The sequence below is a fragment of the Streptomyces sp. NPDC087845 genome (genome assembly GCF_044742755.1).
Taxonomy (GTDB): Bacteria; Actinomycetota; Actinomycetes; order Streptomycetales; family Streptomycetaceae; genus Streptomyces.
The window spans coordinates 43,687-57,495 of sequence record NZ_JBIUVC010000016.1; the positions used below are offsets into that span (position 1 = coordinate 43,687).

Here is a 13,809-nt window from a genome sequence, read left to right on the forward strand (position 1 = left end):
GCGGCGATGTACTTGAGGAAGGGCGTCGGGGCGGCGCGCGCGGCGGCGGTCTCGACTGTGTACGGCACCGAGAAGCCGAGACCGGCGCCGCGGCTGAACGAATACGCGTTCAGACCCGGGCCGGAAGCCCGAGTTGTCGCGGAGGGACAGGGCGACGGCGAGGCCGCCGGTGAATCCGCTGCCCGCGGTGGTCCGGTGGCTGTCAACGTCGGCGACCGGACAGCGGGACCTCGATGGCGCGCAGGGCGCGGGCGAGCCGGCCGCCTTCAACCAGGGTCGCTCTGCCGGACGTTCACTGCCGCGGCGACCTCAACCCGGCGAGGAGTCGCTCGCCGGGGAGATGCCGCGGCTGCAGTGGCTCCCGGAGACGGAGTGCGGAGCCCGTGCTGTGTCCGGGACCCGCTGGCCAATCCGGCCACTGGAGCCCTTTTGCCCGCAACCTCGCATCCTGGCGAGCCACGACCGACGCGTGGTCCAACCCGCACCTCGCTCATGAGCTGCCGGGCCCGTTCCCCGGCGGCGGATCGGAGCCCGCACGGATCCAGAGGTATCGGCGTCACGGGAGGAGCTTGAGGGAGGCCGGAGCCTGCTGCTGGTCGAGGAATGGGGGAATGTGCCGCGTGCCCCCTTCGGCGAGAACATCCGGGCGAGCATCGGCCCGGCGAAGTATACCCCCACCTGCCGGACCCGAAGATTCACCGAGCTGACGAACCAATTGACTTGACCGCGTGACGGAATTCCGCCACGTGGGAAACCCGTCACGCACGGCAACCCTAAGTGATGCGTATGTCTGCCAGGATGCAGCCGCAGCATGGCATGTTCACGGTTCAAGTAGGGAGACTCATGCATCCCATAGCGCGTATAGCTTTGGGCGCGGCGACCGCCGCCGTCCTGGCCGTCACTTCGGTCTCGCCTTCCGGGGCGGCGGATACGCCGTCTGACGGTGCCTCGGGGAAGAGACCTGTTATCGGCAGCGGGGCCGCAGCAACGGGCGGCAAGCAGGTCGCGGTCACGCTCATCACCGGCGACAAGGTGCTGGTGACCACGGACACGTCGGGCCGCAGCTCGGCGGCCGTGTTGCCCCGCGAGGACGGCACACAGCCGATTGTGCAGACCTTTCAGATGGGCAAGGACCTCTATGTCTACCCGGAGGACGCCTCCCGGGCGATCGCCGAGGGCAAGGTCGACGAGCAGCTGTTCAACGTCACTGGGCTCATCCGCCAGGGATACGACGACACACACACCGACACGCTGCCGCTCATCGCCACCTACCGGAACAGTGTGAACGTTGCCGAGAGCGCGCCGGCGGCCCCTCGTGGGGCCGAGCGGGGCCTGAGCCTCCCGGCTGTGGACGGTGTCGCGCTCAAGGCCGGCAAGGACACTGCCGCCACCTTCTGGCAGGACGTCACCAACACCCGTTCACGTTCTGCCTCCTCGTTGAAGAAGTTGTGGCTGGACAGCAAGGTCAAGGCCACGCTGGATCGTTCCACCAAGCAGGTGCACGCGCCGGAGGCCTGGGCCGAGGGTTACGACGGCAAGGGCACCAAGGTCGCCGTGCTGGACACGGGCGTGGACGCCGAGCACCCGGACCTGGTGAGCCGGGTTGCCGCGTCCAAGAACTTCACGGACTCCAACAGCACCGCCGACCGGCAGGGGCACGGCACCCACACCGCCTCCACGGTCGGCGGTTCCGGAGCGGCCAGTGACGGTCGCAAGAAGGGCGTCGCCCCCGGGACCGATCTGCTCATCGGCAAGGTCCTCAACGACAGCGGCTCCGGCGAAAGCTCCTGGATCATCGCGGGTATGCAGTGGGCCGTCGACCAGCAGGCCGATGTCGTCTCCATGAGCCTGGGCAACCCCGCGATCGGCGACTGCACCGACCCGCTGGCCCAGGCCGCGAAGCAACTCTCGCAGAACACGCACACCTTGTTCGTCGTCGCCGCCGGCAACGCCGGCTCGGGCATCGAGACCGTCTCCTCGCCCGGCTGCGCGCCCGGCGTGCTGACCGTCGGCGCTGTCGACCGTGACGACACCACCGCGTGGTTCTCCAGCCGCGGTCCGGTGGCCGTCACCCACACCCTCAAGCCCGAGATCGCCGCCCCCGGCGTCGACATCTCGGCGGCCAACGCGGGCGGACGCGGCGTCTACGCCTACCAGACGATGTCGGGCACCTCCATGGCGACCCCGCACGTCGCGGGCGCAGCGGCCATCGTTCGCCAGGCCCACCCGGACTGGACCGCGCAGCAGATCAAGGCCGCCCTGGTCTCCTCCGCCCGGACCGACGGCAAGGTTGCCGGTGCCGACCAGACCGGGTCCGGCGTCCTCGACGTGATCGCGGCGGTGCACCAGAAGGTGCTCTCCGCGCCCGCCGTCCAGGGCGGCAGTTACAACTGGCCGCAGGACACCTCGGACCGCACCATCGTGCAGGTGCCCTTCACCAACACCAGCGCCGGCGACCTCGCCCTGAGTCTCAGGGTCAGCGGTGTGCACGGCAACGACGGCAGCGACGTCAACTCCGGCGTCATCAAGCTGGAGCAGGGCAAGGTGACCGTTCCCGCGGGGGCCACCGTCCAGGTGCCGGTGCGGATCGACCCCACCGCCCGTCTCAAGGCCGCCCAGTACGGTGCCGTCACCGGCCGGATCACGGCCACCGGCAGCAAGGCGCACGTCTCCGTGCCGGTCACGCTCTACGTCCAGCCGGAAACGGTCACCCTTCGGGTCAAAACCATCGACCGCAACGGTAAGCCCGCGACCGGCGCCTCCTCCCTGGACCTGGTCAGCCTCGACACCGACAAGGGCGAGCGCCGCAGCAACCAGGGCGCGACCGAGCAGATGTACAGCGTGCGGCCGGGTGACTACGCTCTCGCCGGCTTCGTGGCCACCTACGATGCGAACAACGCGGCCGAATCCATCGGCTACCTCGGGCGCCCGCAGCTGCGGATCACCCGTGACACCACCGTCGTCCTCGACGCTCGCAAGGCCCACCGGCTGAGCGCGCACACCGACCGCCCCTCGACGGTGACCCACACCACCTTCAGTTACGCCCGCACGTGGGACGACACGTGGCAGCTGAGCGGATCGCTCATGGCCGGCAGCGCCGTGCAGAAGTTCTACGCCTCCGTCGACGGGCGCGCTCAGAAGGGTTCCTTCGAGTTCCGGCCCACCTGGCGCGCGACCGGTTCCCAGAGCGGCTCGTCCTATGTCTACAACCTTTCGTTCCCGACTCAGGGCCCGCTGCAGTCCGACCGGGTCTACCAGCCGAGAGACTCCAAGCTGGCCCAGGTCACCGAGAAGTGGAATGCCCTCGGCAAGGAGGCTGATTACACTGACGGACTGTTCATCCGTCCCTCCCGGAACAAGAACACCACTGTCACGGTGAGCCTGTTCGACCCGGTCCATGTGCCGGGCACCCGTACTGCCTATTACACGACCGGCGACGACGCCTGGATGCACGGCGCGATGACCAGCTTCCCGTTTGCCGCGTTCATGAGCGACCAGGACCGCATCTACCGGGCCGGAGACCGGCGTACCGAGGAGTGGTACCACGGTCTCCTGCGGCCGGCCGCGCCGCGTGACAGCGCCGGCAAGCTGGCGCTGGCCGCCGAGCGGCAGGGCGATCTGATCGGCTTCCAGAGCGCGCTCTGGCTCGACGCCTCCGGCGACCACTGGTCCTACGGCGGGTCGTTCGGTGACCTCGGCAACCTGGTGCTGAAGCGCAACGGTGAGCAGATCGCCAGAAGCGCCTATCCGTACGACGTGTTCAAGGTGCCGGCCGAGGACTCCGCGTACGAACTCACCCAGAACCTGTCCAAGATCGACACCTCGGACCGGAACTGGCTGCGCTCCACCGATGTCACCACCACCTGGAGCTTCCGCTCCCACCTGGAGCCGGACGTCTACTCCCGCGGCCTGCCGATCCTCTTCCCGGCGTACGACCTGCCGGTGGACGGTACGAACACGCTGCCCGCGCAGAGCGGCATCAAGGTCGGCCTGTCGGCCGAGGGCCACGCCGGGTACACCCCGGGCACGATCACAGCGGCCTCCATGTCCTACTCCTACGACGGCGGCACCACCTGGACCCAGGCGCCGACCGAGCAGCAGCACGGCAAGTGGACGGCCGTCCTCGACCACACCGGCGCCGCCGGCAAGCAGGTCATGCTGAAGGCCACCCTCACCGACTCCAACGGCAACGCGGTCACCCAGACCATCACCCGCGCCTACGACGTCCGGTAGTTGAACAGCGCGGCCGGGCAGTCTCCCGCAACAGGGGGCCTGCCCGGCCACCCGCCTGCCGCACCACGCCTCATCACCAGGGTGTACTGCAACCACTGGGTGGTCTTGCGGCCGGATCCCTCGAACCACTCGCCATCGAGGAAACCGGACTTGCGGTAATCGCTGAATCGGTGCACGATCGACCCGAAAATCTCGGTCCGCTCGGCAACTTCCCATTCGGAGAAATCCGTCAGCGTCCCATCGGCGAGGACCTTCTCCCGGGGTTCGACGCACGCGTCGAGGTTGTAGATCACCGGCTCGCCCCCGACGGTCTTGATAACCACTCCTTGCGGAATGAACACCTCACGGACAACGTCCACGTTCGGCCGACTTCCGCCGGTGTTGGTGAACGCACCGAGGAAGGAGTGCATCAGCTGGTCGAGCTCGGCCTTGACGTCGGACACGGATCCCCTCCCACAAGTGAAGCACCTCGCGACCGATCGTCGCCCATTGCCGGCCTGTCGGCAATGGGCGACGTACTTGGTCCTGCCCCGGGCAGGACCATGCATGCGGTGAGCGATGCCGCGAAGAACAATGTCCTGCCGGGATCCGGCCAGGCTGCCGACGGTGCTGCCCGCACGCGCGACCGGGACCATGACAGTGCTGCTCACGAGGCGGATGGGCCTGCTGCGTGGGACAATCATGGGGATTGTTCCCGGCCGACAGGTGGCGGGAGGAGCGGACATGGAGATCAAGCCGCAGGCGGCCGTCATACCCGAGATCGACCAGCTCGAGCAGGGGAAATACGGTCCCGTGTTTCCGAAGACACCGGCGTGTTACGGGTTCACGATCATTGCGAAGGTCAAGCCGGGCAGGGCCGACGCGATACGTGCCTACGGCAACACTCTGGCCGAGGCTTTGGAGGAAGACCCCTATCTCCTCGCGCCACTGAAGTTGCACTATCTGCGCTGGGTGCTTTTCGACGACGACACGCGCTTCATGTATCAGGGGATCTTCGATACCGACTTCGACAAGTACACCGAGGACGCCGTCGCGCTTTTCGGTAAGGCAGGGGTGAACACGGCCTTCGAGAACCTCGAGGGATTCCCCGAGGACTGGCGGACCAACCCTGAGGCGTTCGTCAGGTTTGTGCGCGAACACCACTGTCCGAGCTTCATCGAGTACGGGGAGTACCCGTACGTGTCCGCTGACGAGATCAAGAAGGCCCTGCGGATCAAGGGTGCCCTGTCGGAGATGCTCGACCAGCTGCAATGAGGGCGGGCTAGGCTGTCGTGTGCTTGTCCCATTGCGGAATCGGAGACGAGATGAGCGAGGTCAGGACCGCGCGCACCTACAACCAGAACCACGTCCCGCGCGAGTACACGCCTGGTCGGAGACGGGTGAGCATCTACGTCTCATGGAGCTATCCGGCCGAGGCGGGCAGAAATCCGGCTGAGCTGGACAACCGGTTCTCCACGATGACGGAGGTCAGGCGGGTGGCGTGGCCTGCCTACGAGGATCCGAAGTGGTCCGACCCGTTGCGTTTTCAGCAGGGCATCGCCGGCTCACTGGAATTGTTCTTCTGGGCCTGGGTGCCGTTTCAGCAGTTCGTCGAGGAGGTCACCGGGCACCCCGTTCCGGTGTATCAGCGCATCGACCAGGCCGGATTCCGGACCCCGCTCGACGAGCGCGTACTGGCCGACACCGACACTCTCTTCGTGTTCGGGCTGGACCACATGGTCACCGGGCAGGAGGCCCAGCCCGAGGAGATTGAGGCACTGCGGGGCTTCCTCGGCCGGGAGGACGCCCGTCTGGTCCTGGGGCCTCACCATGACGTCGGGGCATCGGACGATCTGGCCGTGCGGGACGTTGAGTACCACCACCATGGCGACCTCTTGGTCCCCCGCCAGCAGCGATTCGCCACCTACGTCCGGGACTTGATGCACGGCCTCGCGGTGCCGGTCGAGAACCGTTACGGACTGCGTCCCGCGGTGCGGGAGGAGAACAAGATCGCCCCGCTCTCCACGGTGAGGGACCTGGACGCGAAAGGGTGGCTGGAAGGGGTGACGAACTTCAACTTCCATATGCACCTTCCGCATTACGCCGTGACGACCGACGAGCCGGATGTCATCCATGTGCTGGCCAGGCAGCCGATCGACACCTCCAGGCCGCATCCGTTCACCGAGGCCGGCAACACCGAGTTCAATATGTTCCTGTGGATGCCTCCGAGCGGTGAGCGGGCCGGCGATGTGCTGCTGGCGGACTCCACGATCTTCAGTTCGCTGTTCGGCGGCGACGAAAGTCTGCAGAGATTCTGGCGGAACCTCGTTTCGAAGTAGCGTCGCAGGGAGGCGAACCGTGAGCGGGCCTACGCAAGTCGCGTTGGAACTCGACGATATTCAGCGAGGGGTCCTCAGCCCTCGGCCAACTCCCTACGCGGCGACCTACCTTGTGTTCCGCGTCGATGACCGGGCGGACGGGCGGGAGCTGATGCGGCGCGCGAGCGCGGTGGTGACCTCCGCCGCCGACTCGGTCAGCCCCCGGGGGGATACCTGGGTCAGTGTCGCGGTCTCCTGCCACGGTCTGGAGGCCCTGGGTGTGCCGCGCGCATCACTGGACACGTTCGCCTGGGAGTTCCGGCAGGGGATGTCCGCCCGGGCCAAAACGCTGGGCGATGTCGGCGAGAGCAGCCCCGAGAACTGGGAAGCGCCGCTGGGCACGCCGGATGTCCATGTGGTGCTCACGGCGGTCGCGCCCGACCCCCAACGGTTGGAGGCGGCCCTCGATCGGGCTCGCCCCGCGTACGACCACCTTTCCGGTGTGACCGCGATCTGGCGGCAGGACTGTTACGCGCTGCCCACCGAGACCGAGCATTTCGGCTATCGCGACGGCGTCAGCCATCCAGCCGTCGAAGGAAGCGGCATCGCCGGGTCGAACCGGCTCGAGTCGCCGCTGAAGGCGGGGGAGTTCGTGCTCGGCTACCGGGACGAGATCAGCGGTCTCCAGACCCCGCAGCCGGAGGTGCTGGGGCGCAACGGCAGCTACGCGGTCTTCCGTAAGCTCCACCAGGACGTCGCCGCGTTCCGGCGCTGTCTGCGGGACAACGCCACTTCTCCTGAAGACGAGGAACTGCTCGCGGCCAAGATCATGGGACGCTGGCGCAGCGGAGCCCCCCTCGCGCTCAGTCCGCAACACGACGACCCCGCTCTCGGTGCCGACCGGCACCGCCGAAACGCCTTCCTGTACGAGCGAGACGATCCGGCGGGATTCATTACGCCCGGCGGCTGCCACATCCGCCGGGCCAACCCCCGCGACGCCTCGGTGGCGGGAGAAGTGCGACTGCACCGCATGATCAGACGCGGCGCCGCCTACGGTCCGCCGCTGCCCGAGGGGGTCCTGGAGGACGACGGGGCCGACCGCGGCCTGATGTTCGCGTTCATCGGAGCCCACCTCGGGCGGCAGTTCGAGTTCGTCCAGTCGGAATGGATGAACGACGGCGTCTTCTTCGGCGCGGGCAACACCAAAGACCCCATCACCGGATCCCATGACGGAGTCACCGGCTTCACCATTCCCCGGCGGCCGCTTCGACGTCGCCTCACCCCGCTATCGCGCTTCGTCGTCACTCGCGGCGGTGAGTACTGCTTCCTGCCGAGCCGGAGTGCTCTGCGCTGGCTCGGGGAACTCCAGAACTGACAGGGCGGCCACGCACGCCGTGGCACCACCCCGAGGTGCTCCGCCGCCCGGGGGCGCGTGCCGCCCTGCACTGGTGACACCATCCGTATCTGCGGGCACGCTCACTGCGCATCGCGCGCGGCTTCTTCCTGCGGTTGCCGCCGTCGAACCAGATCGGTTCAGTCCGTGGACGCCTTCTGCTCGACGACGATCTCCCGCTTGACGATCTTGCCCGTTGCTCCCTTGGGGAGCGCGTCGGTGAATGTGACGATCCGCGGATACTTGTAGGCCGCCACCCGCTGTTTGACATGGTCGCGTATTTCATCGGAGGTGATCTGTGCACCGTCCCGGAGGGTCACGACGGCGGCTATCTCCTCTCCGTAGATCTCGTGCGGGACGCCGACTACCGCGGCCTCGGCGACGGCCGGGTGTTCGTAGAGCACCTCCTCGATCTCACGTGGGCAGACGTTGTATCCGCCGCGGATGATGAGGTCCTTCTTCCGGTCGACGATGAAGTAGTAGCCGTCCTCGTCGACACGGGCCAGGTCGCCGCTGTGGAACCAACCGTCCCAGATGGCATCCGCGGTCGCGTCCGGACGATTCCAGTAGCCCTTCATCACGTTGTCGCCGCGGATCGCGATCTCACCCACCTGGCCCGGGCCCACCGAGGTGCCGTCGTCCGCCACGACCTTGAGCTCGACCCCGCGGATCGGGAGGCCGATCGAGCCGGCCTTGCGTGGCCTGTCCGGAGGGTTGAACGACGCGACGGGCGAAGTCTCCGACAGCCCGTAGCCCTCCAGCACCGTGACGTCGAATGCTCGTTCGAAGTCGTGCAGTACCTCGACAGGCAAGGAAGCACCGCCGGAAACGGCCAGGCGCAGTCGCGAGAGGTCGTAGCCGTCGGGGATCTCGGTGTGGAGCAGGGCTGTGTACATCGTGGGGACGCCCAGGAAGACGGTGGCCCCGTCGTGATGCATGATCTCCAGCGCCTTGGCCGGCTCGAACCGCGGTAGCAAGGTCAACGTGGCGCCCGCGGCGACGGCTGTGTTGAGAGCGCAGGTCTGACCGAAGGCGTGGAACAGCGGCAGGCCCCCGAACAGTACGTCGCCCGGCCCGACGTGGAGCAGCGTCTCGGTCGCGGTGGCGGCGTTGGTCATCAGGTTGCGGTGGGTCAGCTCGGAGCCCTTCGGGGTGTCTGTCGTGCCCGATGTGTAGAGGATCACGGCGGTGTCGTCCTCCTCCCGGTCGGCGACCTGGGCCATCGGTTCGGTGGCCCGCACTTGGGTGTCGCACGCCGTCGAGTCGGTGACCAGGCAGTCGGCCCCGATGCCCGCCGCGGCCGTTGCGACCTGGTCCGCGCACTGCGGGAGTGTCGCCACGATCCGCGATCCGGAATCCCGGAGAGCGAAGGCTATTTCACGGGCCTTCAACAGCGGATTCATCGGTACCACCACGCCACCGCAGCGGAGGATGCCGTAGTACGCGACCGGGAACCAGGTGACGTTGGGCATGACCAACGCGACGCGGTCGCCCGGCCGGACGCCCTTGGTCTGCAACAGTGTGGCGAACCGGGCGCTCACGTCGTTCAGTTGGGCATAGGTGAGGGCGCTCTCATCCTGGCGAACGGCGACGCGGTCGCCGTCGGCCCGGGCGGATTCGGTCAGGAGCGTGGCGAGGTTGTTCATTCGGTTTCCTCTTCGTTCTGGGTTGGCGGCGGTCACCGTTGGTACGGCAGCCGCCGACGCCCACGGAGTTCTGTGTCGCGATCACGTCGTGGGGGCAACCCCGCCGCGACCGGGACCGCCGCCGGTGCTGTGCGGATTTCCCCAGAAATCGGGCGGTAGGTCGCGTCCCTGCCGCACGGCCAGCCACAGCCGCAGGACGTGGCGCTTCAGTTCGGGCTCGGTGAAGTCCTCATATTCCGTGCGGGAATGAAGAACCGCATGGTTGTTGAGGAACAGCAGGTCGCCGACGTCGAAGTCGACCTCGAGCCGGAGCTCCGGTGACCCTGTCAGTGCGTCGACGAGGTCGAACAGTTCCACGCCCGTCGGCTCCAAGCGGGGAATGTCGGGAAAGCGCTGTGCGGATTCGAGGTAGCAGCGGTTGTAGCGCATGCTGAGCTTCCCCCCGCTCCAGGACACGAGCGGGACCGCGGCGTGCGGCCGCTCGCCGGGGGCTTGTGATCTGCAGGAAATTCCGTGTCGGTTTTTCAGGGCTGGTCAACACTTGGACTGTTTGCGATGGTGTACTCCGCTGGATTTCCGATCGGCCGGGACGCCGTATCCGGGCGGAGCCACCGCAGCGGTGCAACGCTAGGTCACGGCATGGCCCATGGCTTGACGTGACGTGACATCTCACTTATCACTTGGGGACAACGCCCCTGGAGTGCGCCTATGAAGCCTCTTGTCCGCAATGCAGCGCTGAACAACTATGTCGAGGTCAGCCAGTCGCTCGGCATCGGTGCGAGGGCCCTGATGAAGCGTGTGGGCCTGGACCCTGTCGGCCTCGCGGTCCAGGACAGATGGATCCCCGGCGTGGCGGTCGCCCGGCTGCTCGAACTCTCGGCGGCGGCCTCACGACGCGGGGACTTTGGCCTGCTCCTCGCCGAGCGACGGAGCTTCTCCAATCTCGGCCCCATCAGTCTGGTCCTGCGCGACGAGCCCGATGTCCGCAGCGCCCTCGAACTTCTCGTCCGCCATGAGCACATGTACAACGAGATGCTGCGCAGCCGGCTCTCCGGGGCGAACGGCCTGGCCACCCTCAAGGTGAGCCTCGAGCTGGGTGAGGCCGTGGCCGCCCGCCAGGCCACGGAGCTGGCCGTGGGCGCCTTCCACGGAGTCCTCCGCAGCTTTCTCGGTGCCCGGTGGCAGCCGTTGTCCGTGTGCTTCACGCACGATGCGCCGACGGATCCCGGTACCCACCGGCGCCTCTTCGGCCCGGTAGTGGAATTCGACAGGGAGTTCAACGGGATCGTCTTCTACGCCAGCGAGCTCAGGGCTCCCAACCCCATGTCGGACCCGCTGCTGCGGACCTACGCCCGGCAGTATTTCGAGTCCATCGCGGTCTCGAAGGACACCACCGTGCTGGACCGCGTGCGTGAGCTGATCGAAGTCCTGCTGCCCACCGGGCGCTGTTCGATCGAGCAGGTCGCAGACAGCCTCGGCATCGACCGGAGGACGATCCACCGGCACCTTGCGGCCTCGGGCGAGACGTTCTCCGCCGTTCTCAACGCCACACGGACCCAGCTCGCGGAGCAGCTCGTGGCGAACCCGCGCCGCTCGTTCACGGAAATTTCCGGGCTCCTGGGATTCTCGGCACCGAGTGCCTTCTCGCGCTGGTTCCGCGAGCGGTTCGGCTGCAGTCCGAGGGAGTGGCGGGTCCGCAGGACCAGGCAGCAGCCTTCCGGCGAGGAGTGACCACCAGAGTTTCCGCACAGGGGTGGGGCCGACCGTTCATGCCCTGTCTCGGCATGGCCCTGCCCGGGTCCGGGGACGACGGCCGCGAGGGCAAGGCATGTCCCCAAGCGGCAAGTCTTCTGTCACCTTCGGTCAAGCGCGCACGTTAACCCGCCCTTAACGTTGCCTCACCGCAAGGGAAAATGCCGACCCCTCGGAACGGGCAGAAACCCTGCCCGCAGCCGAATGATCCCTTCCGGGCCCGCTGATCGTATCCGACCCCAGGCGAGCCCGGGGGCCCGTCTGCAATCCAGCGTCCGCTCCTCGCAAGCCCTCCGGGCCGCGCATCGACAGCAGTGATGCGTGCGGCGAGTGAAGACCCATCCGATAAAGGAGATGGACCATGCACTTCTTCGACGACTCCCTGTATCCGGAGAACCAGGAGAGGCTGGTCATCCAGGCCGCGCCCTACGGGCCGGAGTGGCTGCCCGGTGACGCCGACGACCTACCGCTCACCATGGACGAGCACGTGCAGGCGGCCGTCGACTGCTACAACGCCGGTGCCACGGTGCCGCACATCCACGTGCGCGAGCTGGACGGCCACGGATCCAAGCGCATCTCCATGTTCAACGAGCTGATGGCCCGCCTGCGCGAGGCCGTGCCGGACATGGTCCTGCAGATCGGCGGGTCGATCTCCTTCGCCCCCGAGGACGAGGGCGGCGACGCCAAGTGGCTCAGCTACGACACCCGCCACATGCTGGCCGAGATCACTCCCAGGCCCGACCAGGTGACGATCGCGATCAATACCAACCAGATGAACATCGTCGAGCTCTTCGACGACGAGGACATCGAGGGTACCTCGATCGCCAAGCCGGGGTACTACAAGGCCTATCGGGACATGGTGGTCGAGGCCGGGCCGGACTTCTACCTCGAGCACCTCAAGCGGCTCCGTGCCAACGGCATCCAGCCGCACTTCCAACTCGCCGACATGGCGCAGCTGGAGACCGTGGAGCGGCTGATCCGCAAGGGCATCTACAGCGGGCCGCTGGTGCTCAACTACGTTGCGATCGGTGGCGGGTTCGCCGGCCGGCACCCGGCCGACCTGATCGAGTTCATCCGCCGTGTCCCGGACGGCTCCGTGCTCACCATCGAGGCGTCCATGCGTGCGGTGGCGCCGATGAACACGATCGGCATCGCCCTCGGCACACACGTGCGGGTGGGCAACGAGGACAACCTGTGGCGGCACAAGGGCGAGCGGATGTCCTCCGTGGAGCAGGTCGAGCAGATGGTCAAGATCGCCCATGCGCTCGGGCGTGAGATCGCCACCGGGCAGGAGGCGAAGAAGATCTACAAGATCGGCGATTGGTACTCGGACGCCGACGAGACCCTGGCCCAGCTCGGCATGGCGCCCAACCGCCGCCCCGGCCAACGCGGTTCCATGCTGCGCGACCTAAAGAGCTGACTCGACCCCACTGGCGGCGGCCCGGGTGCCTGCCCCGCCGCCGCCCCACACACGAGCAAATGGAGCACGCCTTGGCACACACCATTCGATTCCACGAAACCGGTGGCCCTGAGGTCATGCGATGGGAACAGGTCGTCGTCGGCGACCCGGGTCCGGGCGAGGTACGGATCCGGCATGTCGCCGTCGGACTCAACTTCGCCGACACCTATTTCCGCACGGGCCTGTACCCGGCTCCGCTGCCTGCGGGGCTCGGCGTGGAGGCCTCGGGTGTGGTCGAGGCCGTGGGCGAGGGTGTGTCGCATGTCGCCGCGGGCGACCGTGTGACCTACACCGGCAGTCCGCTGGGTGCCTACAGCACGGAGCGGGTCATGCCCGCGGATTCACTCATCAGGCTGCCGGACGAGATCGACTGCGAGACCGCCGCGGCGATGACCATGCGCGGACTCACCTCGGCGTACCTGCTGCGCCGGATCCACCCACTGAATTCCGGCGATACCGTGCTGCTCCATGCGGCGGCCGGCGGCGTCGGTCTGATCATCTCCCAGTGGGCGAAGCTGCTCGGCATCACGGTGATCGGCACGGTCTCCAGCGAGGAGAAGGCCGAGGTCGCCCGCGCCCACGGCTGCGAGCACATCATCTACTACCGGCGCGAGAACGTGGCCGAGCGGGTGCGTGAACTGACCGACGGCAAGGGCGTCCCGGTCGTCTTCGACAGTATCGGCAAGGACACCGTCGCCGGATCCATGGCCTCGCTCCAACGCCGTGGCCTGCTGGTGTGTTTCGGTACGTCCTCCGGCGTCCCGCCGCTCGACGCCATGCAACTGGCCATCCAGGGCTCGCTGTTCGTGACCCGACCCGCGCTGGCCGACTACATCGCCGAGCCGGCGGAGCGGGACGCCCTGGCCGGGGAGCTGTTCGGGCACGTCGCGGCCGGTCGCATCAAGATCGAGACCAACCAGCGCTACGCCCTTCAGGACGCGGTACAGGCCCATCGTGACCTGGAAGCGGGACGGACCACGGGATCTTCCGTCTTCGTCCTCTGAGCTCGCCGTGCCGCGCACGTGACCC

At 67.4% G+C, this 13,809-nt stretch carries 10 protein-coding genes; 7 read left to right on the forward strand and 3 right to left on the reverse strand.

Features of this window, described 5'->3' with window-relative positions:
- Positions 1-843 precede the first annotated feature (843 nt).
- The gene (locus tag ACIOMQ_RS32070) at positions 844-4,233 is read left to right on the forward strand and encodes a S8 family serine peptidase (RefSeq protein ID WP_401270303.1); all 3,390 of its coding nucleotides are present in this window, start codon (positions 844-846) and stop codon (positions 4,231-4,233) included.
- Here ACIOMQ_RS32070 and ACIOMQ_RS32075 read toward each other — a convergent pair.
- The gene (locus tag ACIOMQ_RS32075) at positions 4,218-4,676 is read right to left on the reverse strand and encodes a DUF4440 domain-containing protein (RefSeq protein ID WP_402191409.1); all 459 of its coding nucleotides are present in this window, start codon (positions 4,674-4,676) and stop codon (positions 4,218-4,220) included. The genes ACIOMQ_RS32070 and ACIOMQ_RS32075 overlap by 16 nt on opposite strands.
- Before the next feature lie 280 nt (positions 4,677-4,956).
- Here ACIOMQ_RS32075 and ACIOMQ_RS32080 point away from each other — a divergent pair, with 280 nt between their 5' ends.
- The 3 genes from ACIOMQ_RS32080 to ACIOMQ_RS32090 are packed head-to-tail and all read left to right on the forward strand — an operon-like array spanning position 4,957 to position 7,905.
- Complete coding sequence (locus ACIOMQ_RS32080; protein ID WP_401270298.1) at positions 4,957-5,487, forward strand: hypothetical protein; 531 nt, start codon at positions 4,957-4,959, stop codon at positions 5,485-5,487.
- A gap of 50 nt (positions 5,488-5,537) precedes the next feature.
- Positions 5,538-6,551: a hypothetical protein gene (locus ACIOMQ_RS32085; RefSeq protein WP_362207054.1), complete on the forward strand. Its 1,014-nt coding sequence runs from the start codon at positions 5,538-5,540 to the stop codon at positions 6,549-6,551.
- A 19-nt stretch (positions 6,552-6,570) separates the two neighbouring features.
- Positions 6,571-7,905, forward strand: coding sequence for a Dyp-type peroxidase (locus ACIOMQ_RS32090; RefSeq protein ID WP_402191411.1), 1,335 nt, complete (start codon positions 6,571-6,573; stop codon positions 7,903-7,905).
- A gap of 158 nt (positions 7,906-8,063) precedes the next feature.
- Here the strand turns inward: ACIOMQ_RS32090 and ACIOMQ_RS32095 are convergent, their stop codons facing one another.
- Both ACIOMQ_RS32095 and ACIOMQ_RS32100 read right to left on the reverse strand, forming a co-directional pair.
- A complete protein-coding gene (locus ACIOMQ_RS32095) occupies positions 8,064-9,569 on the reverse strand; it encodes a long-chain fatty acid--CoA ligase (RefSeq protein ID WP_402191413.1) in 1,506 nt (501 codons plus the stop codon).
- Positions 9,570-9,650: 81 nt separating this feature from the next.
- The gene (locus ACIOMQ_RS32100; protein ID WP_402191493.1) at positions 9,651-10,097 is read right to left on the reverse strand and encodes a TauD/TfdA family dioxygenase; all 447 of its coding nucleotides are present in this window, start codon (positions 10,095-10,097) and stop codon (positions 9,651-9,653) included.
- Positions 10,098-10,277: 180 nt separating this feature from the next.
- Here ACIOMQ_RS32100 and ACIOMQ_RS32105 point away from each other — a divergent pair, with 180 nt between their 5' ends.
- The 3 genes from ACIOMQ_RS32105 to ACIOMQ_RS32115 all read left to right on the forward strand — a co-directional run bounded on the left by ACIOMQ_RS32105 (position 10,278) and on the right by ACIOMQ_RS32115 (position 13,784).
- Positions 10,278-11,300, forward strand: coding sequence for an AraC family transcriptional regulator (locus tag ACIOMQ_RS32105; protein WP_362207059.1), 1,023 nt, complete (start codon positions 10,278-10,280; stop codon positions 11,298-11,300).
- A gap of 382 nt (positions 11,301-11,682) precedes the next feature.
- Positions 11,683-12,741, forward strand: coding sequence for a 3-keto-5-aminohexanoate cleavage protein (locus tag ACIOMQ_RS32110; protein WP_402191415.1), 1,059 nt, complete (start codon positions 11,683-11,685; stop codon positions 12,739-12,741).
- Positions 12,742-12,812: 71 nt separating this feature from the next.
- On the forward strand, positions 12,813-13,784 hold the full coding sequence (locus ACIOMQ_RS32115) for a quinone oxidoreductase family protein (RefSeq protein ID WP_402191417.1): 972 nt from the start codon (positions 12,813-12,815) through the stop codon (positions 13,782-13,784).
- The last annotated feature ends 25 nt before the right edge of the window (positions 13,785-13,809 follow it).